General features: G+C 63.6%; 23 protein-coding genes. 2 read left to right on the forward strand and 21 right to left on the reverse strand.

The window, feature by feature from the left end; all coding sequences use genetic code 11:
• Positions 1-4: 4 nt before the first annotated feature.
• From D6860_RS17155 to D6860_RS17230, 16 genes are all read right to left on the reverse strand, one after another.
• Positions 5-871, reverse strand: a complete 867-nt coding sequence (locus D6860_RS17155) for an N-acetylmuramoyl-L-alanine amidase (protein WP_076621976.1) — start codon at positions 869-871, stop codon at positions 5-7.
• 107 nt (positions 872-978) lie between these two features.
• On the reverse strand, positions 979-1,368 hold the full coding sequence (locus D6860_RS17160; protein ID WP_076621977.1) for a hypothetical protein: 390 nt from the start codon (positions 1,366-1,368) through the stop codon (positions 979-981).
• A complete protein-coding gene (locus D6860_RS17165; RefSeq protein ID WP_076621978.1) occupies positions 1,361-1,627 on the reverse strand; it encodes a hypothetical protein in 267 nt (88 codons plus the stop codon). Before D6860_RS17165 ends, D6860_RS17160 begins: the two co-directional genes overlap by 8 nt.
• Positions 1,624-2,067, reverse strand: coding sequence for a gp16 family protein (locus D6860_RS17170; RefSeq protein WP_076621979.1), 444 nt, complete (start codon positions 2,065-2,067; stop codon positions 1,624-1,626). The genes D6860_RS17165 and D6860_RS17170 overlap by 4 nt, the downstream gene beginning before the upstream one ends.
• A 15-nt stretch (positions 2,068-2,082) precedes the next feature.
• Positions 2,083-2,703: a DUF3164 family protein gene (locus D6860_RS17175; RefSeq protein ID WP_179949479.1), complete on the reverse strand. Its 621-nt coding sequence runs from the start codon at positions 2,701-2,703 to the stop codon at positions 2,083-2,085.
• Entirely contained in the window at positions 2,700-2,918 is a 219-nt protein-coding gene (locus D6860_RS17180; protein ID WP_076621981.1) for a hypothetical protein, read from the reverse strand. The genes D6860_RS17175 and D6860_RS17180 overlap by 4 nt, the downstream gene beginning before the upstream one ends.
• Positions 2,915-3,151, reverse strand: coding sequence for a hypothetical protein (locus D6860_RS17185; protein WP_128549279.1), 237 nt, complete (start codon positions 3,149-3,151; stop codon positions 2,915-2,917). Before D6860_RS17185 ends, D6860_RS17180 begins: the two co-directional genes overlap by 4 nt.
• Positions 3,152-3,189: 38 nt before the next feature.
• On the reverse strand, positions 3,190-3,570 hold the full coding sequence (locus D6860_RS17190; protein WP_076621983.1) for a DUF7736 domain-containing protein: 381 nt from the start codon (positions 3,568-3,570) through the stop codon (positions 3,190-3,192).
• Positions 3,563-3,934, reverse strand: a complete 372-nt coding sequence (locus D6860_RS17195) for a hypothetical protein (protein ID WP_076621984.1) — start codon at positions 3,932-3,934, stop codon at positions 3,563-3,565. The genes D6860_RS17190 and D6860_RS17195 overlap by 8 nt, the downstream gene beginning before the upstream one ends.
• Complete coding sequence (locus D6860_RS17200) at positions 3,931-4,488, reverse strand: hypothetical protein (RefSeq protein WP_076621985.1); 558 nt, start codon at positions 4,486-4,488, stop codon at positions 3,931-3,933. The genes D6860_RS17195 and D6860_RS17200 overlap by 4 nt, the downstream gene beginning before the upstream one ends.
• Positions 4,485-5,255, reverse strand: coding sequence for an AAA family ATPase (locus D6860_RS17205; RefSeq protein ID WP_076621986.1), 771 nt, complete (start codon positions 5,253-5,255; stop codon positions 4,485-4,487). The genes D6860_RS17200 and D6860_RS17205 overlap by 4 nt, the downstream gene beginning before the upstream one ends.
• An 18-nt stretch (positions 5,256-5,273) precedes the next feature.
• A complete protein-coding gene (locus D6860_RS17210; RefSeq protein ID WP_076621987.1) occupies positions 5,274-7,379 on the reverse strand; it encodes a transposase domain-containing protein in 2,106 nt (701 codons plus the stop codon).
• Positions 7,372-8,304 (reverse strand): ParB/RepB/Spo0J family partition protein, encoded by a 933-nt coding sequence (locus tag D6860_RS17215; RefSeq protein WP_229743239.1) that lies wholly within the window; start codon positions 8,302-8,304, stop codon positions 7,372-7,374. Before D6860_RS17215 ends, D6860_RS17210 begins: the two co-directional genes overlap by 8 nt.
• Positions 8,285-8,566, reverse strand: a complete 282-nt coding sequence (locus D6860_RS17220; RefSeq protein ID WP_076621989.1) for a hypothetical protein — start codon at positions 8,564-8,566, stop codon at positions 8,285-8,287. Before D6860_RS17220 ends, D6860_RS17215 begins: the two co-directional genes overlap by 20 nt.
• On the reverse strand, positions 8,563-9,045 hold the full coding sequence (locus tag D6860_RS17225; RefSeq protein ID WP_076621990.1) for a hypothetical protein: 483 nt from the start codon (positions 9,043-9,045) through the stop codon (positions 8,563-8,565). The genes D6860_RS17220 and D6860_RS17225 overlap by 4 nt, the downstream gene beginning before the upstream one ends.
• Entirely contained in the window at positions 9,042-9,476 is a 435-nt protein-coding gene (locus tag D6860_RS17230; RefSeq protein ID WP_157895859.1) for a hypothetical protein, read from the reverse strand. The genes D6860_RS17225 and D6860_RS17230 overlap by 4 nt, the downstream gene beginning before the upstream one ends.
• 297 nt (positions 9,477-9,773) lie before the next feature.
• Between D6860_RS17230 and D6860_RS17240 the strand changes: the two genes are divergently transcribed.
• Both D6860_RS17240 and D6860_RS17245 read left to right on the forward strand, forming a co-directional pair.
• Positions 9,774-10,454 (forward strand): S24 family peptidase, encoded by a 681-nt coding sequence (locus D6860_RS17240; protein ID WP_076621992.1) that lies wholly within the window; start codon positions 9,774-9,776, stop codon positions 10,452-10,454.
• Positions 10,455-10,488: 34 nt separating this feature from the next.
• Positions 10,489-11,094: a hypothetical protein gene (locus D6860_RS17245; RefSeq protein WP_128549280.1), complete on the forward strand. Its 606-nt coding sequence runs from the start codon at positions 10,489-10,491 to the stop codon at positions 11,092-11,094.
• A gap of 211 nt (positions 11,095-11,305) precedes the next feature.
• Here the strand turns inward: D6860_RS17245 and D6860_RS17250 are convergent, their stop codons facing one another.
• The 5 genes from D6860_RS17250 to D6860_RS17270 form a co-directional block, all read right to left on the reverse strand.
• The gene (locus D6860_RS17250) at positions 11,306-12,649 is read right to left on the reverse strand and encodes a hypothetical protein (protein ID WP_128549281.1); all 1,344 of its coding nucleotides are present in this window, start codon (positions 12,647-12,649) and stop codon (positions 11,306-11,308) included.
• A gap of 70 nt (positions 12,650-12,719) precedes the next feature.
• Positions 12,720-13,772, reverse strand: a complete 1,053-nt coding sequence (locus D6860_RS17255; protein ID WP_076621995.1) for a nucleoid-associated protein — start codon at positions 13,770-13,772, stop codon at positions 12,720-12,722.
• Positions 13,773-14,306: 534 nt separating this feature from the next.
• On the reverse strand, positions 14,307-14,570 hold the full coding sequence (locus D6860_RS17260; RefSeq protein ID WP_128549282.1) for a hypothetical protein: 264 nt from the start codon (positions 14,568-14,570) through the stop codon (positions 14,307-14,309).
• A 236-nt stretch (positions 14,571-14,806) separates the two neighbouring features.
• The gene (locus D6860_RS17265) at positions 14,807-15,592 is read right to left on the reverse strand and encodes a hypothetical protein (protein ID WP_076621996.1); all 786 of its coding nucleotides are present in this window, start codon (positions 15,590-15,592) and stop codon (positions 14,807-14,809) included.
• Positions 15,583-17,301, reverse strand: a complete 1,719-nt coding sequence (locus D6860_RS17270) for an SGNH/GDSL hydrolase family protein (RefSeq protein ID WP_076621997.1) — start codon at positions 17,299-17,301, stop codon at positions 15,583-15,585. The genes D6860_RS17265 and D6860_RS17270 overlap by 10 nt, the downstream gene beginning before the upstream one ends.
• Positions 17,302-17,617: the final 316 nt, after the last annotated feature.

Below are 17,617 nucleotides of genomic sequence, written 5' to 3' on the forward strand. Positions count from 1 at the left end.
CCTCTCAGGTCTCGGAGCAGGTGATGGGCGCGGCGTAGCGGGAGACGATCCAGCCCTCGCGGCCCGCGTAGAGCACGCGCAGCCAGTCCCGGTCGGCAAAGGTGCCCTTGCGGATCACCGGCACGATGGTGCCGTCGGGGATCGCCGCGATGACGTTCGGGTTGAAGCTCGGCCAGCGCCGCATGTTGAGCGTGTCGCCATGGGTCTCGACCTGGACTAGGTCACCGCCGCAGGTCTCGGACCCCTCCTCTGCCTCGATCTCGGCGGGATCGTTGCGGCCGAGGATCCGCGCGCGGATGCGCTCGAGCGGGAACAGCGGGTTGGTGTCGACCTTGCGGCCGGGGCTCACGTACCAGTGGGTGGTGATGTCGGTGAGCGTGGGGATGTCCCGGAACAGCACCTCGAGAAGCGCGACCAGGGCGTCGATCTGCGCCTCGGTGTAGCCCATCCAGACCCCGGCGCCGTGCTCGGGTGTCTCGACGTGTTCGAGGTCGAATTCATCACCGGCCGCGAAGGTCTCGCCCCACCAGGCCCGGGCCGACTGGACCGTGCCGGTCATCTTGCCCGGGTTGACGATCTCGATGCCGATGGAGAAGCTGTTGCACCAGTCGCGGCCGTGGAAGCTCGACTTGCCGGCGTGGTTCGCGCGGCGGTTCGTCGGCACCAGCTGGGTGATCGTGCCGTCGCGCTCGAGCACGAAGTGCACGCTGACCTTCCCGCTGTTGTTCGACGCGAGGTAGGCGGCGGAATTGCCGGTCTCGAGACGCCCGGCGGTGTCGTGCAGAATGACGATGCTCGGCGTGATCTCACCGCCGATGTGATGGGCCTTCTGGAAGGTCAGACCCTCGACCTTGTGCCGCTTGACCTGCATGCAATCCCCGGATGGTTCGGGCCGGGCGATGCGCCCTGGCCTTCGGGGTCAGAATGCCGAAGCCGCGCGCGCACGATCATGCGCAACAAGTTGGCAAGGTCGCGAGATCAGAAGAGGGAGAGCTGCCGATCGTCGTCGTCGCGGGGCGGCGGGCCCGAGGAATTGTCGGGCGGCTGGCGCAGGTACTTCGAGACGGCGACGTCGGTCACGTGCAGCATGCGGGCGATCTGGTTCACAGGCAAGCCCTTCCTGCGCAGGGAGTGGGCAAGCCAGGGCCGCGCGGTCGGAACCCGGGTCACCTCCCGGGCGCGCATCGAGGCCAGCGCGCGCAGTTTCTCGGCCCCGACGAGCGCCTCCGCTTCGCTGCGCCCCTTCGGATCCTGCGCCCAGTAAAGCCGCGAGCCGCCGAACTTCAGCAGAAACTCGACGGCGAGATCGTGGCCGAGCGCCTCGACGTAAGGCGCGACATGGGAGGGAGCGCGGGGCGCATCAGCCATCGTCGACCTCACGGCGGCGTGGCTTCATGTGCCCGCGCTCCGGACGGCTCACGCGCATGACAGTGGCCACCACGCCCTCGGGCGTGATGCGGTAGCGGTGCCCCTCGATCACCACGGCGCTCGCCCCCTCGTTGCCGGCGAGGGCGCTGTCCACCCGGTGACCGATGGCCATGCGCAGGGCGTCGATATCGATGCCCTGCACCCGTTCAAGATAGCGCAGGACCGCATGGTCGGAGACGTGATGCAGGGGCTTCTTCACGTGCGGCCCTCCCAGTCGAGCAGGATCCCGGCGCGATCCGCCCAGGACTTCAGCGCCTGGATCACGTCGTCGATCTGTTTCCAGTCACGCAGCATGTCGACATCGGCGGGAACCGAGCCCCAGCTGCCTTCGAAGCGGCGCCGGATGAAGGCGTTGAGCCCGTCGCGACCGGGCTTGTCGAGCTCGCCCGCCTTGCCGAGCTCGGCCCAGAGCACATGGATCAGACGCAGATCCTTGCGCGGCGCCTTCGGGCGCTTGCCGCTCTTCGGCCGGAAGCCGTCCTGTTTCAGTCGGTTCACTATCAGCGTCAGCTCCGCCTCCGACATGTCCGCCAAGCTGTCCTTGCCGGTCACTGAAAGCTGGAGCGCATGGCGCGCCTCGCGATCAAGCCCCAGCTCCCGGCACCCGACGTGGATCATTTTCTGAAGCGAGCGGCTCATTTCGATATCCCCAGCTCAAACGCTTGCGAGATCGAGCGCGATCGGAAGCCGCGCGCCCGTATCGGGATCGGTTTCGTAGAAACGGACGTAGGTCTTGCTACCCGACACGCGGATGGCCTCCGAGATCGCATCCATCGCCCGCAGCCATTCCTCGTCGTCGATCGCCAGCCGCCGCAGACCAAGGACGCGGTGCGTGTCGATCCGGCCCGCCTTGTTGACCTGAAAGGCATCCATCACCAGCACGCGGATATTGTCGTCGCCGCCCTCGGCCCACCGCTCGATGCAGTTGTCGATCAGTTCCTTCGCCGCCTTCAGCTGAGGGCCGAAGCTGAGCTGCTCGCTCACCGCGACCTGCACCTCGATCGAACCATCGAAGCTACGCAGGGTCATGTTGCCTTTGGCACCGCCTTTCATCGCCCCGTATTTCTCCGCGACCAAGGCCTTGAACGCCTGCGTCTCTCCCATCGCGAGAGACTTGAGTGCCACGAGTTGCTCATGGGCCCCCCGCGCCACGGCATGAAGTTGGCGCACAAGCTCATCCTCGAGCTTGTCCTCCTCCTTCACCTTGGCCTGCGGGATGAGCTCTCCGCGGGCGTTCTGCCAAAAACCTTCGGGTATCTGCACTTGGCTATTCATTTCAGAAGCTCCTCGTAGCGCGCCAGGCTCAGGCGCGGGTTTTCGTGGATCATGGACATGGCGAAGCTGGAGATGGTCGCGAGGAACGCGGCCGCGTCCTTGGGGCCCCGCTCCTTATCGATGCGACACATCGCGACCCCGATCATTCCCGCCGCCTTCTCCTCGGCCCATTTCGCGGTGCCGTCGTCGGGCGCGTCGATCTCGGGCACGCTCACAGCGCACCTCCCGCCGCGCGGGCCGCGTCCTGCGCTGCCCCGAGCCGGGCGTGATAGGCCTGCTGGCAGGCGATGCCGCCGCCGGTGCATTCGACATAGGCGGCGAGCGCCTCGATCTCCTCGAAGGTCACCTTCTCGGTGCCCCGCCGCTCGCGCGTGTCGATCTTCGCGATCGCCGAGCCGCAGAGGGCGAGCATCTCGTGTTCGGTAAAGCGGGTGGGTCCGTTAGACATCGGTCGCTCCTCGTTTGTCTGGATAATTGAGCGTCGGATCAGCTGAGCTTTAGATCGACGGTGATCACAGCGCCGCCGAAACCCATCTCGCGAAGCGTGCTAACCGGATCTTTGTCGTCGGCCAGAACACCCTTCAGAGCGGGATCAAGCTCCATCGTGTCACCCCACTTCTGGATCTCGCGGTCGCGAACCTGCTTCCAGTTTTCGCTGGTCGCTTCGCTGGGCAACTCCGGATGGCAGGTCAGCAGCGCTGCCCGCACGCCTTTTCCGTAATGCACCAGCTCATGGGTGTATGCTGGCCGATCGAGCAGGTAGGAAACCACGTGATAAAGTGCGAGGATATCGCCCATCAGTATTCCGGTCGTGGCACTGAGAACGCCATGGGTTTCAAAGGGCATCTGCGTCATCTCTTCACTCATCGATTTGCTCTCCCTTGCACCTTGGGCAGCGGTTGCAGGCCCGGTACATCGTGACGCTATGGGCGTTGACGTTCTCGAAGTGGCCGGCCTTCCGCCGCCACTTGAGGCAGACATGCTTGCCGATCTCGCCCAGCACCGGGCAGGCCACGGTCTCGGACATGATCGTGCCGCGCACGACCTCCTCCGCTGCCGTCAGGCTTGCCTCGTAGCGCTTCCGCAGGATGTTGCTGACAAAGGACGCGCTGCGGCCGAGCCGCTTTGCGGTGCGGTTCTGCGAGGTGCGGTCGCATTCCTGCGCCAGCGCCTCGATCCAGTCGGGGATCCCCTCGCCCCAGGCGTCGCGGGCGGTGTCGACGGCGCTCATCGTCCCACCTCCCCGAAGGCCGGCACGAAGCTCTGCTCGTTGGGATCGAGCACCCCGGTCATGCGCGTGGTGCGCGGCGGCAGCGGCCCGGTGTCGCGGATCAGGCTGTAACGCGCCTCGCGCTTGCCCGGGATCGCGGTCACGCGCACCTTCAGATACTGGGCGCCCAGCAGCTGGCGGCAGTACGCCCGCGCCTTCTCGATGCTCACCTCCACGCCGCCGGCGTTGGAATGCGCCGCGAGATCCGTCGGCGTGAAGCTCCCGAGCCGGCGCATCGCGCGCCACATGTTGCCCTCGGGCGTGGGCGTCTGGCCCTCGACCGGCGAGCTGTGATCGACGGGGGTGACACGCGCGGCATGCACGAAGATCTTCCGGTTCTGCTTGTCGCGGTGCGAGACCCGGATCCGCCCTTCCCGCTCCCAGCGCAGCAGGAAGGTCTTCGCGGTGGTCTCGGCGATGCCCTTGGCGGCAAGATCGGACCAGTGGATCTCGTCGAGATCCTTCACGATGCCCCAGGCGGTCTTTTCCATCTTGGATCGGAACGACTGTGTCATGCGCGTTTCGCCTTTCCGCGCAGGCTCACGACACTCGGACGGAAGTCGTCGACCCGGCGCAGCTCGGGCGGCTGCCCGGTCTGGAAGGCGCGGTCGCCCCAGAACGCGAGGTCGGCTGAACGGCGCCCGGCGGTGCGCGCCAGCTCCTGGACGCGGGCGAGGTTCGTCGAGACCCGGCGGATCGAACCGTTCGAGGCCTCGACGATCGCCGCCAGCAGGTCGGGCTCGACCTCGACGCCCCGGCAATAGATCCCGACGAGCTGCTCGGCGTCCGAGACGTCGCAGGGCAGCGCCGGCTCCCAGGCGAGCTGGCGGTTGTGGATGTTCTCCCAGCGGGTCAGGTCCTGCGGCAGCTTCTCCTCCCCCACGAGGATCACAGGCGCCTGGCTGCTCTCGTAGATGTCGCGGGCCAGCTCGATCATCCGCTTGCGCAGCAGGTACTGTGCATCGTCGATGATCAGCGGCCGGTCGGTCCGCGCGAGCTGCGCGCCGATGGCGTCGACCATCGCCGGCACGCCCCGCACGACCGGTGCGCCGATCTCACGCATGATCGCCTGCGCGAGATAGGTCGGCGTCCAGCAATCCTTGACCTGGACGACATGCGCCTGGAACTCGTTGCCTGCGAAGGTGACGGCGGTGGTCTTGCCCCAGCCCGAGGGGCCGTAGAAGGTCGCCATCCCCGGCAGGCCGAACGCGCGGTTCTGCACGCGATCGACGAGACCGACGAGAGCGGCGACATTGCGCAGGGGCGCGATGGACGGTGTCATGCTCTGCTCCTTTTCTCGTTATTCGTCTTCGCCGAAGGCCCGGCGCATGCGCGCGAACCCCCGGTATTCTGCGGATTGCTGGTACTCGGCGAGCCAGGTGGCCTGCTCGACGGTCATCGGCTGGCCCTCGGCCTGCATCGCCTCCAGCGTCATGGCGCGGTCGAACCGGCCGCGCGGATCATCCTCGACCGGCGCCGCACGGCGCTCGGAGATCCGCGTGATCTGCGCGTCGAGCCGCGCGGCGTTCTCGATCTGGTCGGTGCTCTGCCGGCCCCGGCGCGCGGGCTTCGGCGCTTTCGGATGGGCGGGCACGAGGCGCACGACCTCGGCCTCGGGCAGCTCGTCCTCGACCTCCTTGCCGGCGGCACGCAGCCGCGCGGCGATCTGGTGGTGGTCGAGCTCGCGCTCGGCCTTTGCGAGGTCCTTCGTCGCCCGGATGAACTGGTTGCGCTTGCGGGCGTGGGTGCGTGCGTCCTCGACGCTGAGGAACGGCGCCGCCTCCATGCAGGGCGCATGACCGAGGTAGGATCCGGACAGGTCATAGACGTGCAGACCGGCGTGCAGATCGTCCTGGTCGAACCGGGCCGCGATCTTCTTGCCGGCGATGCGATACATCCACTCCGCCCAGTAGCGGGATCCGTGCAGCTTCAGCTCACCGTTCTTGCTGTCTCCGCGCAGCCCTTCGACACGCAGGAGCCAGAGGCGGCGCTGCTCGTCCGTTGCCCGGCTGATGGCGGCACGCTGGTAGCCCTCGTTGAACACGTCGTTGAACGACCGTCCAAAGGCCACTTCGCTGCGCCGCGCCGGCCGGGCGTTGTGGGCCTCGATCTCCTCGGCGACCACCGCCCGGAACTCCTCGAGCGGGATCGCCCGGCTGCCGTAGTTCTCGGGCTTCGCATCCGGGCGGTTGCCGGTATAGGCGCCCTCAAAGGCCGGATGCTTGGCCACGCGGTCACAGAGATCGCGGAAGGCGCGCTCGATCGGCTTCGACTGGCCGGAATACGGCGTCGCCCAGATCACGTTGATGCCGAGCAGCGGCAGCAGCCCCGGAATGTCCTCGTCGTCGATCTTGAACCGGAAGCGCGTCGGCGTCCCGCCGGTGATCGCCTTGGCGGCGAACTCGCGGCCGTTGTCGAGAAGCGCCTGCTGCGGCACCCCGTAGCGCTCGATCAGATCACCGATGGCGAGCTGCACCGTGTGGCTGTTCGCCGTGGTGTCGAGACGCCACGCGAGGATCTTGCCGGAATAGACGTCCGAGAAGACCACCGCCTGCACCCGCACCGGGTCCTTCTCCCCGGGCCAGCGGACGAAGACGTCGAACTTGTGATAGTCGCCCTGGACGCACTCCAGCGGCACCATCGCCGACTTGTCGCGCGTCTGGTGCGGATAGAAGCGGCGGAGCGCCTCGACGCCCTTGCGCCAATAGATCTCGGTGGGCTCCGAGACGCTTGCCTTGTACCAGCGCCGCACCTGGTGGATCGGCGGCACCGCGAGGCCTTCTTTCTTCGCGATCCGCGCGGCGCGGTCATAGCAGGAGGTGAACGAGGGCTGCGACTGGCGCAGGAAGTCGCTCTTCACCAGCGTGCAGAAGTCCGCGCTGGGTGCCGCCGGCGCGGCCTTCTTCCGCGTCCCGCGCCGATCGACGAGATAGGCGAGGCGATCCGCATGGGCGATGCCTTCGACCCGGTCGAGCCAGTTCCAGATGGACTTGGCCGAGGCGCCCGAGCGCTCGGACACGGTGGTGACCGCGAGCGACCGGGTCATGCCCGCGACCTCGATCTCCTCGACCTGGTTCAGCACCGCGAGGCGGTCGCGCGCCTTCTTCTGCGCGGCCCCGGTCGCGGCCTCGAACTGCGCCCAGGCCTCGTCCCGGCCGATCTTCGGCGCGGGCTCATCCTCGACCGGCTCGGACAGCGCAAGCCGCGCACGCACCGGCAGCAGGGACCAGTGGTATTCCCAGCCACCGCCGGTGCGGTTCCGACGGCGGGACTTGCCCGGCTGCGCCTTCCAGCCCTCGCGCGCGGCCATGTCGTTGACCTTGCGCTTGCTGCCCGGCACATCCGGCAGGCCCGCTGCGGCGATCTCGGCCGCGCTCCACCATTCCTGGCGCGGGGTCTCAGCCATGGCGCTCGTCCCTCCGCGGCAGGAAGGTGACGGTGTTCTCAGCGCCCGAAGCCGCGTCCAGATCGTCCAGCACCTCGCGCACGGCATCGCCCCGCCCTTCAAGGAACCGCTTGCGCGCCGCCTTCGGCGCCCGGTCCCAGGCGTCGAGCAGACGCGTATAGGCTTGATCGGTCGGCGACATCGGCGCGGGGGCCTGCCCCCGCTCGGCCTTCCAGAGCTTGCGCGCGGCCGAGGCGTTCCGGGCCTTCCCCTCCACGAGGCAATCGACGACGTGATACCGCTCGCCGGTCTCACTGATCTTGCTGATGTCCTGCAGGTCCTTGAGCGTCACCGGGCGCGGCGCGGTCCGCAGGCGGCGCACCTCGTCGGGGCCGAGCTTCGAACCGGATGCGATAATCCGCTCGACCTGACGCCGGGACATTCCGAACTTCTCGGCGGTGGATGTGGTGAACGACATGATGTCGCTCGCCAGCTTTCCCGTGTGCTGGTTGCCCTTGAAGGTCTCAGCACGCGTCTCAGGGTGAAGCTTTTCATAGAGCCGTTTGCGCTCGGCCAGAAAGATCGCCGTGTCGAGCGCGTTCATCTCCGCGCCCGCGAGGTTGTCGTCGATTTCCATCAGGCGGGCGAAGTCGTCTGTGCAGTTCCAGCAGGTGACCTTGATGGTCTCCCAGCCAAGCTGCCGCGCCGCCGTGAGCCGGTGCGCGCCTGCCATCAACTGGAACTCGCCGCCACGGTGCTTCACTTTCCGGACGTGCACCGGGTCCTTCATGACCCCCATCTCGGTGATCGAGGCGACCAGCGCCGAGACACCGGCCTCGGACACCGGACGCAGGCGGTCGCGGATCACGATCTGATCGACCGGCAGTTCCGTAATGGATTGAATAATGTCTGCCATGCTCGCCCCATCAGCGATGCCGCGTACCATTGCGCGACGGGACCGGGGCCTCGGGCGGAAGCGCGCTGCTGCGGGTCCGGCAATGCCCGCAAAGGCGGTTGTGCGGCCCCTCGCTGGTGAACGTCGTGCCGCAGCACATGCAGGGCCGCCGCTTGTTCCGGCCGGCCTGCTCGAGCCGCTGCACGACGCGCTCCGCGACGGCATAGCTGCTGCTCAGCCCTCCGACCTGGGTGCCGGCTTCATTCAGGATGGCGTAGCCACCACGGCTTCGGATGATACGGAACTGGCTCATTGCAGCCCCCACAGGATGATCGAGAGGCCGAACAGCGCGCCCAGGGCAAAGACCCCGGCGAGCGCATCGCCCCAGATGCTGTCGGAAAACCGCCGCTCGGCGGCACGAAACCTCGCCCAGGCCACGCTCAAGGGGGAGAGACGGCGCGACCTGGGCGTCCCGGCGGTGCCTCGGGCCACCGGGGAGACGGTCGCGGACTGGTCCGTGAGTGAAGCGACCGTCGTGTGTTCGGTTTGGCCTTCCACGACGCGCATGGCGTCGGAAAGGAGCGCGTTGCCGTGGCCCTGCACGATGCGCGCGGCATCGCGGACCACCAGAAAGCTCTCGGGCTCGGAGATCGAGCGGATCAGCTCGACCGCGACCGCCGCGCGCTGTTCGGCCGGGAGCCCCCGGCTCACCTGCGCGGCATAGTGCTTTACGTCGGCGGGGCAGATCAGCGGACCGGGGCGACGGACGGCATGGGGCGTGGCATGGATCATGATGCATCCTCGCTCTGGGGGTTGCGGGTCGCCGGGCGCGGCGTTGCGATCGGCCATTCAAGATCGTCTGGCCACGCTTCTGAAAACTTGGTCAGCGCCTTTTCGTAGGTGTCCGTGCGGGGGTTGGCGCCCTTCTCCAGCCTGCTGAAGAAGTCACCCTTGCCGAACAGCCGCATGGAGATTGCCCAATGCGTGACGCCTTCGTGAGCAGTCAGGCTCCGAACCAGCGTCAGCAGGTTCGCCCGGGCCGATCCCTCAGAGATCACAAGTCCAGCAGCGTCAGCTTGAGCGATGGCGGACCGAAGGTTGATGAAGGCCTGCCGGGTGCTGCTCAGCAGCTCGATCAATTCAGGGCGCAGTTGAACGCTCTGCATCATGCTGCCCCCCGATTTTTCGAGACCTGGCAAGGTCTCGAAATGTCTTCCGGCCATTCAAGATCTTCCGGCCAGTTCTCCGAGAACCACTCCAAGACGCGCTCACTACGCCTGCTCGTGATGTCTCCCTTGTTGGTTCGGATGGCACGGAGACGCTTCCCGTCATTCATCGCATAGGAAGAAACCGTCGACTCTTTCAGACCGGTATGGGCGATGTATGCCGCCGCCAGTCTCGTTATAGTTGTTGCGCTCATAGCTCGACCTCGGTAACGTTACCTGTATATAAAAAGGTATCGTTACCAATCGTCAACCATTTTCTTTATCGGTATCACTACCGATGACATGGATACGCCAATGGAATTCATCCGCTGCATCGAGCAACGCTTGGAGGAACTCGACCTAAGACCGTCGAGCGCCGAGCAACGCTTTGACCTGCCTGCGGACACAATCCGCAACGTTTTGAGAAGCGCTGCGAACAAGGACCGAAAAAATGCAGGACCGACTCTTTCGAAGGTCAAAGAGATCTGCGATGCGCTAGGCCTCGAGCTCTACTTCGGCCCCCCGCGCAGCGTACCTGAGGACGTGACTGCTGACCGCGAGCGCTTCGCTACCGTCGCAAGATACGCCGCGAGCGCGGCTGCTGGGGGAGGAACGATCAACCTAGACGCTGAGCCAGTCGATCACCTCGCTTTTTCAAGGGATTGGCTCATAAAAGGGGGCATTCAGCCGGAACACTGCATCCTGATCACCGCGCGCGGCGACAGCATGGCCCCAGCGATCTCAGACGGCGACCTGGTGATGATTGATCGACGCAAGACCGAGATCCAGTCGGGCAAGGTCTACGTCTACAACGACCCGACCGACGGCACCCGCGTGAAGCGGCTTGAGGTCATTCCTGGTTCAGCGGTCATCGTGCGCAGCGACAGCCACGATCAGAAGAGCTTTCCACCGGAGTTCCACACCGGCGATGCGATGAACACCATCTCACAAAATGTGCTGGGCGAGGTGATCTGGTCCGGCCATACTTGGAAGTAACGCGACACCCCAAGACCCTTCATGGAGGTCGGAAATGCGGCATTTCACCGGACTACTTTTGGCAGCTATCGTACTTGGTCAGAGCGCTTCTGCTGGAGAGACGTTCACCCCGAATGACCATGAAATCGCTATTATTCAGACTGCGGTCGCCCAAAGAATGCTAGACCCTGCAAGCACAATCATCTCGGAGGTTGTTGCAGCGGACGATGTAAGCGACGATGGCGTGATCACTTGGGTGTGCGGGAATGTTCGCGGCCGAAACAGCTATGGAGGCTATGCTCAACCCACGCCCTTCTTTGGCGGTCTCACTGATTCACCGAATTTTGGCCGGAGCTTCATCGTAATCTCAATCGCGGGCCCCTCTGCGAGAGAGCACCTCAACGTCCAGACCGCCTGCCAAAAATCTCTCCGCGAAGCCCGACCATTCGGCGATGATCCGGAAGTTCAGCTGCTACTGGATCAGTTTCGTAGCCTCGACACGGCTTGCCGTAGTCAACCAACGGCTAGTCAAAATCAGGCCTGCGACGACCGAAACACCGTTTCGGCAAAGCTTGACGACAAAGGGTGGTGCTTCGGACGAGAAGGCGAAGCTGGATACCAACATAGATGGCACCTCTGCGGCCCAGTTTCTCTTCACTGACCATCACCCTGCCCGCCTGCGCCTGGCGATCGCGCGGCGCATGATCTTGTGACGCTCCGCAAGCAGCTCTTCCAGCGCCTTGTTTTTCATTTCAACGCGGCGCTCTATCGTCTCAAGCCGTTGTATTTCTTCGTCTTTCAGATGGTCACGCCACGGCGCGTCGCCCTTTCCCCGGTGCACAACACGTCATGTGTCATCGTGAGCGCCAGATCTATTCGTCTTGAGATGAACCGTCGGCCGGTGCAGGTTGCGTTTCGACAGCAGTGGAAGTGGAACTCTCGAAATTGACAGGGAACAGACCAGCCGCCGCAAGCACGATGCAGGCCAAGCTGATAGAAAATACTGCGCTGAGGCCCAGCACCCCCCACACCTTGCACTGAACCTGCTTGAGAGGCCTCGTGTAAAGGTTGCGGAAATCATCGTCGTGCACAAAATGGTAGAGACGTTTTCGAACCGGCCCGCTCTCCTTGGCGACTGCGCCGAAAACGCCGGAAATATTCAGGAGGTTCACGGAAAAGCTCACAACCAGGTAGGCGATCACGGCTAAGGCAGCATACTCGGGTATTTTGGTCGACATGCGTAGAACGATGAAGCCGGCGCCAATCGCGGTATCGCGCCAGATCGCACTCTGCATCGCAGATATTAAGTTACTCATCTTACTTGCATCGTCGGAAAGCGCCTTCCGCAGAGTTCCCATCTGTTCGAGTGCGTCAGATCCGAGCTCATGAAGATGGATTGAGTAAGCAGCTTTGGCGTTACTCAATGCGAACTCCAGCCGGCTTCTAAGTCCGGTGAACCAAGGTAGCTGAGGCTCCCACTCCCTTGCCAATTCTGAAGCAAGGAGGCCGTGACGCAGGTCTGCATCCTTCTCACTTGTGAAAACCCACTCAGATGCTGACGCAAGTGGCCGAAGGAGCTGGAGGGTGGAGGCAACGTCGTCGGGAAGTTCGGCACTTAATTTTTGTGCTCGCGCACCTCTAATATACACCTCCAGCTCCCCGGCGGAGTTCTGCTGCAGCTCTGGAGCCAAGGCTCTGCCAAGCTGTGATGCGAACAGGGTGCCGAAGCAGGGTGGGATAGTGTCCAGATCCGTGTCCCTCGGTATCCACGCCAAAGCATTGTTCGGACAGATCAAGGTACTCGAAAGCTTGACGATGCGGCGTGGGCTGGTTCCCTCGGGCGGAGCTTTCCGCTGGCCACAAACAAGCGGCCGCTCCTGATCCCAAGGAGCGAACTCACAGCAGATCGTTCTGAACTTCGCCTCCAGCTCGGCAATCAGGAACTCGCGAGTGGCTTCAAACCTATCCGTGTGTAGCCCACTCCACTCACATGCGGAGCTCAACGAGAAAAAGGCACGTACACCCGGCGGAAGATCAGGCTTTTTCACGATCAGAGTTCGGCTTGCACCGACTAGACCAGGATCACCAAGGTGGTTCGCTTCGTCAAAATCTTCAGTGCTGCTCGCTGCCCAACGAAGCTCGGCTCCTAGCTCTCGGATCGCGGTATTAAATCGCTCGATCGCGTTGAAAGCGGCCTGATCGACTTCAAGCTCCATGCGCAACACACTTTCATCCTCGCGGCACGTTGCCTTGAAGCTTGAAAGATGTTGAAAGGTCTGTCTGACATCAGTCAACATCGCGTTGGAAAATTTCGCCAGATGTCACGACGGTTATGCGCTGGTTGCCGTTCGGATCCTTAGAGACCTCAACTCGGCCAGAGTCCATATCTTGCTGCGAGTAATTCACAGTGATCCCTTCCTCTGTCCGCAGGGTGCGCCGTGACGGGCGGCGCAGCTTGCCTTTCGAAAGCTTGGTGGTTTCGTCAGCGACGTGCTCCTTGCGGAGCGCATCAGAGACCATGCCCAACAGCGCTTCGTTCTTTGTTTCACGCGGCATCAACCGGCTTAGAAACGCGGCCCGGCCCGCCTCGTCGCCCAAGTCTACCTCTTCCCTACCCTCGACGATATCGAAAAAATTTGTCTTCCAGGAACGATGTGTCTCCTCATCAGCCTGAACATCTGGCCGGTTGAAGGTATTCTTCAACGCTTTATGAATGGCCTCAGTAGCTTCTTCTTCCGTGAAGTAGGGCGACACGTGCAGCCAGTTGCGCACGAAGCCAGCAACGTTTCGATTACTTCTATCGTGAATGTAGATGCTGTCTTCGGCAGAAAGGCCCCAGAACAAAATCGACTTCTGGAGCGCCTTGTCGTCTTCGACGATAGTGTGCTCGACACCTTTAATGTGAGCGACACGTTTTTCTTCACCCTCGCCACGGACGTTGAACTGCAACACATTCATCTCATCATACTTGTTGAGGAGATAGTGGCTCCGGCCGTTGACCGTCACATTGGCGAACAGGAGAATGCCAGGCGCGGCATTTCCCCTGTGCATGTCATGGAACTCAGCCGCAAGAACCTTTGAGGCATCGAGGAAGCTGATGGCATCGTCGACTTCCTGGTCAATCCGCGACAACAACCCATGCAGACCAGCTGTTGCATTCCATTTGAACTTCTTGCCTCTGGCAGCCGATGTAAGCAGTTGGCGGAACGTTCCAACGTGTTCATCTGGGACGACGACTTCGTCGAAAAGAGTAGGCTCTTCGGCTCCACCAACAACGTGGAAAATCATCTGAGAGACCTGAAGTGTACTCAACTCATCCGGGGAAAAAATCGCTGCCATACTCGCTCCACCTGAAATTCCCGGCCATTTCGCAAAGATTCGCGCCGTAGAGTCAATGTGTCCCTTGGCGCCATTGCACCGAGCACCAGCGCAGCAACTGAACGGCGATCAAATATCTAGGGGGGTCGGAGTACAAATCGGGTCCCACTTGGCGGTGCCTTTGATACAGGCACATCCCGACCCATGTGTCTGTTTCTCTTGAGGTAATCACTAAGTGGGACGGGTCGGCGTCCACTGGGTGCGGCCCGTCCCACTTCCGAGGTAGGCCGGAGGCCTCAAAAGCCCTCAGAATGACCCATTGAAAGCGTCGTTGAACGCTTATTCACAAGGCCTTGCGCGATTTCGTACCGGCTGCGCTGTATCAAAGCGCAGACGCGCCGAAACGCCTCCTGCGGCCACTTTCACGGCCTACTGCAAAACACGCCTGTTTCTGCAAAGCTCTCGGCGCCACCCCATCAACGCCTTGATTTTACGGCCTTCCGGCTTCCTCCGAGAACCTCGGGCCTCTTCCGGTATCCACTGTAAGAATGAGTGTCACCCAACAGTTGTTGTAGCGTGACAGCGAAGTTTGCAGTGAATTACAGCGAAGTTTACAGCAACGCGATTTTCGCGCTGGGCGTTTGAAGGGGGCCTTGAAGCCCCGTTCAACCACTTTTCCTCAGAACGCCCCGACCGCCCATCGCTCGCCACCTCCTCGGTGCCCGCGAGGTTGGTGTGGTTGCGCTTGAACCCCTGTCCGCCGATCACCGCGGCGAGCATCCAGACGTTATCGCCCAGCCAGGTTGTCAGGTGCTTCATCCCACCCCCATGCAAAAAAGCCCGCCGGAGCGGGTCAGAACTTGAGCAGCGCAGAGGTTTTCCCGCGCTGCGGTCGAGCGATGTCTTGAGACTATCGTGGAGCTGCGCCATGCGTTGCAGCAGATCAGCGCGGGTTACGCATTGCGCGCTGGTCAGCCGTCCGGTCGGGCGGCATCCTCTGACGAGTGCTCGGTTGTGTGGCCACCGCCCTGCCCCATGCGGGGCGGTGGCGAGGGTCACGCGACGAAGCGCCCGTCGGTCACCGCCCACTCCGCTGCCGCAATGTCCGCGACGGTGAGCTCCGTGGACGCGAGGTCGTGGCCGATGCAGCGGCAGATCTTGCCGATCCAGTAAGGCGCGGTTTCGTCGTCCGAACTTTCACCGAGCGTCGGGGTCGTCGTGTCGGTCGGGGTGTTGAGGGTCGCGTTGTCCGCATCCGCTTCTTGATCAAGGGTGCCATCGACGTAGAGCTTGCACTTGTAGCCGTCGCCCTCATCGGCCCATGACAGCGTGAAGGTATGCGGCCCCGTCCCGAACGTTGCGATTGTGTAGCTCGATGGCATCACCTGCCCGTTGATGACGAAGTAGAAGCGACCGTTCGCTGTATAGAGCCCCCATGCCCCGGTATTGTCCGAGCCGTCGAAGTAGCCGCAGATCCTGCTCTTCGCAGCCTGTGTCTGCGTCTCGATGGTGATGACGACCGAGACCACGAAGCCCGTCGACGCTGCAAACTTCGTCTCGTCTGGAAGGTCGATGACTTGGTCCGTTGCGCCGACATTGTAGCGGAAACCGTCATCGAAAAAGCCGATTGCAGGGCCGGATGTGTTCACGAAGGCAGAGCCGCCGCTGTCGATCAGGTTGATGAACTCGCTGCCGTCCGGCGCGCTCGCCTGGTCCGGCCAGCAGTAGGTGTCCGCGAAGTCGAACGCGAAGAGCGTGCCATCGTTCACTGCCGGGTCGCGCCCGAGAATCTGACCGATGCCGGTGCCGGGCGCTCTGATGAGGACGGGTGCTAGAGCCATTGGGAGGCCTCCATGAAGTCGATGTAGTCCTTGATGATCTCGGCCACGACGCCGTAGCCCGTATTGTTCAGGTGCGTGCTGTCGGCGCGCAGGCTGGTCGGGATCACGTCGTTGGCGATGTCGGTCAGGTCTTGCGCGGTCGGCGTGATCCCTGCTCGGGCCAGGCCCTGCTCGATCAGCATCTTGCGGATCGGGATGACGTTCTTCGGGAACCGCTGCATGAGCGCGGCATTGAAGGCCACGATGTTGGTGTGCGCGGCGGTGCCAGAGGTCTCGGCGGCGTTGTTCAGCACATCGAGCAGGAGGAAGCGCTTCTGCGTCGTCGGGATCGCTTCGACCATGCGCTCGTAGCGCGCCAGGAGAGCGGTTCCGTCGTTGCTCGACCAGCCGTCGTTCCGGCCCAGCCACATGAGCCAGATGCGGAGCCAGACTGCGCTGACGTCCGGGACAAAGTAGTCCGTTGCCAGGACAGCCTTGGCAGTGCCGCTGGTGGTCCGTGTGAACGACGATGCGGACAGGGTGCCGTGAATGCCCCCGATCCAGCCCGGCCACGACTTCGAACCGCCGGCATAGTAGGTGATGTTGGGCGTGATACTGTTGACCGTGACCGCCCCGCTCGCCGGGATCTCGGCGCCGTCCACCTCGACCAGCACGGCCTCGGCACCGAAGCGCCCCGCGATCTGGTCGGACGACTGCCCGCCGACGCCCCGGTTCGCTGTCGCGCGCGCGTCCGAGTAGAGATCGGACAGCTGCGCCGGCCACGAGAAGCTGGTGGAAGACGCGCCGGATCCTTCCGTCAGGCTGTCGCCGATGCAGAGAAACCCGGTGTTTTGGGCCTGGCGGGCTTCAAGCGTGTCAAACTGCGTCTGAAGCGTCCCGTCGATTGCATCGGTGACATCCACGTCGCCGAAGTAGATACGGCCGGCGTTGTCGACCCAGAGGCTGCGTTTACCATCTTCATGGACAATGGCCCAAGCGGCGCCAGAGCGCTCATACCCCTCACCGTCGAACTTGCTGTCCAGCGCAGCGAACTCGGCGTTGGACGGCACATCCAGATTGCCTCTGGCGACTTCCGGATCACCGAGGTCGGAGAGGTTGTTGCTCGCCTCGAGCTTGCCGCCGATTTGACTGTTCACGTAGTCCAGCACGGACTGCGCATCACCGACCTTCTTCGCGCCGATGTCGTCCGTGCCCAGTATGAAGGTATCCGGGTCGGCGACAACGAACTTCCAAGTCTCGCCGCCGTAGGTCACGCCGCCGTTGACGAAGGTCGTCGACAGGTTGATCTCGTCGGCGGCGTCCATCTCGGCGACGCGCGACCAGGCGCCAGAGGAGGTGTCATAAACACCGTTCAGGGACTTGTCCGTCTTCCCGATCACAGCCACCCGCGATGTACTGGTGAGCGTGCCGTCGATGGTCTGCTCGCCGGAGAGCGTGATGTCGCTGTCGGCGAGCAGATCGACCGGGTCCATCCAGACCGCACCAGAGGTGACGATGGTCTCAAGCGACGTGACCCGATTGCCGAGCGCATCGGTCGTGGTGACATCCGCCTTGAGGCCCAACGCATCCGCGAGCGGCCCGGACGCCGCCAGCAAGGTGCCGAGGGCGCTCGTCGTCAGCAGCCCGGTCGTGCCTTCGTAATTGGCCAGAACCGCCTCGGCCCCGGCAACCTCGCCCAGTTCCGTCGTGGGAACACCACCATCGGCCATGCGGCTCTCCTTAATAAATCGTGGCAGAGAATGCGGGCGTCGGATCNGACGTAGTCCCAGGTCCCGGCCGGCGCGCAGGCGACGGTCTCGCGGTAGAGCACCACGCGGCTCACGGCGCCGTCGAAGTCGCTGCTTGCCGCCAGATCGAGCGTGTCGTTGCCGGTGGCAGCCGTCAGTTCGAGGAAATGGGTGCCGTCGGCGTCGAGCGCGGCGGCGCTTGCCGGGGTGCCGCCGGTGAAGGACAGCGTGAGCGTGCCGGCGGTGCGTCCGGTGATCTCCACCGCGAGCCGGTAGGTCGCGCCGGCGCTGAGCGCGA

It is taken from the genome of Salipiger sp. D13 (assembly GCF_003703915.1).
GTDB lineage: Bacteria > Pseudomonadota > Alphaproteobacteria > Rhodobacterales > Rhodobacteraceae > Salipiger > Salipiger profundus.

Coding starts and splice junctions, on each gene's coding strand:
- D6860_RS17155 (WP_076621976.1), bottom strand. CDS start 871: ATGCAGGTCAAGCGGCACAAGGTCGAGGGTCTGACCTTCCAGAAGGCC.
- D6860_RS17160 (WP_076621977.1), bottom strand. CDS start 1,368: ATGGCTGATGCGCCCCGCGCTCCCTCCCATGTCGCGCCTTACGTCGAG.
- D6860_RS17170 (WP_076621979.1), bottom strand. CDS start 2,067: ATGAGCCGCTCGCTTCAGAAAATGATCCACGTCGGGTGCCGGGAGCTG.
- D6860_RS17175 (WP_179949479.1), bottom strand. CDS start 2,703: ATGAATAGCCAAGTGCAGATACCCGAAGGTTTTTGGCAGAACGCCCGC.
- D6860_RS17185 (WP_128549279.1), bottom strand. CDS start 3,151: ATGTCTAACGGACCCACCCGCTTTACCGAACACGAGATGCTCGCCCTC.
- D6860_RS17190 (WP_076621983.1), bottom strand. CDS start 3,570: ATGAGTGAAGAGATGACGCAGATGCCCTTTGAAACCCATGGCGTTCTC.
- D6860_RS17195 (WP_076621984.1), bottom strand. CDS start 3,934: ATGAGCGCCGTCGACACCGCCCGCGACGCCTGGGGCGAGGGGATCCCC.
- D6860_RS17200 (WP_076621985.1), bottom strand. CDS start 4,488: ATGACACAGTCGTTCCGATCCAAGATGGAAAAGACCGCCTGGGGCATC.
- D6860_RS17205 (WP_076621986.1), bottom strand. CDS start 5,255: ATGACACCGTCCATCGCGCCCCTGCGCAATGTCGCCGCTCTCGTCGGT.
- D6860_RS17210 (WP_076621987.1), bottom strand. CDS start 7,379: ATGGCTGAGACCCCGCGCCAGGAATGGTGGAGCGCGGCCGAGATCGCC.
- D6860_RS17215 (WP_229743239.1), bottom strand. CDS start 8,304: ATGGTACGCGGCATCGCTGATGGGGCGAGCATGGCAGACATTATTCAA.
- D6860_RS17220 (WP_076621989.1), bottom strand. CDS start 8,566: ATGAGCCAGTTCCGTATCATCCGAAGCCGTGGTGGCTACGCCATCCTG.
- D6860_RS17225 (WP_076621990.1), bottom strand. CDS start 9,045: ATGATCCATGCCACGCCCCATGCCGTCCGTCGCCCCGGTCCGCTGATC.
- D6860_RS17230 (WP_157895859.1), bottom strand. CDS start 9,476: ATGGCCGGAAGACATTTCGAGACCTTGCCAGGTCTCGAAAAATCGGGG.
- D6860_RS17240 (WP_076621992.1), top strand. CDS start 9,774: ATGGAATTCATCCGCTGCATCGAGCAACGCTTGGAGGAACTCGACCTA.
- D6860_RS17245 (WP_128549280.1), top strand. CDS start 10,489: ATGCGGCATTTCACCGGACTACTTTTGGCAGCTATCGTACTTGGTCAG.
- D6860_RS17250 (WP_128549281.1), bottom strand. CDS start 12,649: ATGGAGCTTGAAGTCGATCAGGCCGCTTTCAACGCGATCGAGCGATTT.
- D6860_RS17255 (WP_076621995.1), bottom strand. CDS start 13,772: ATGGCAGCGATTTTTTCCCCGGATGAGTTGAGTACACTTCAGGTCTCT.
- D6860_RS17260 (WP_128549282.1), bottom strand. CDS start 14,570: ATGAAGCACCTGACAACCTGGCTGGGCGATAACGTCTGGATGCTCGCC.
- D6860_RS17265 (WP_076621996.1), bottom strand. CDS start 15,592: ATGGCTCTAGCACCCGTCCTCATCAGAGCGCCCGGCACCGGCATCGGT.
- D6860_RS17270 (WP_076621997.1), bottom strand. CDS start 17,301: ATGGCCGATGGTGGTGTTCCCACGACGGAACTGGGCGAGGTTGCCGGG.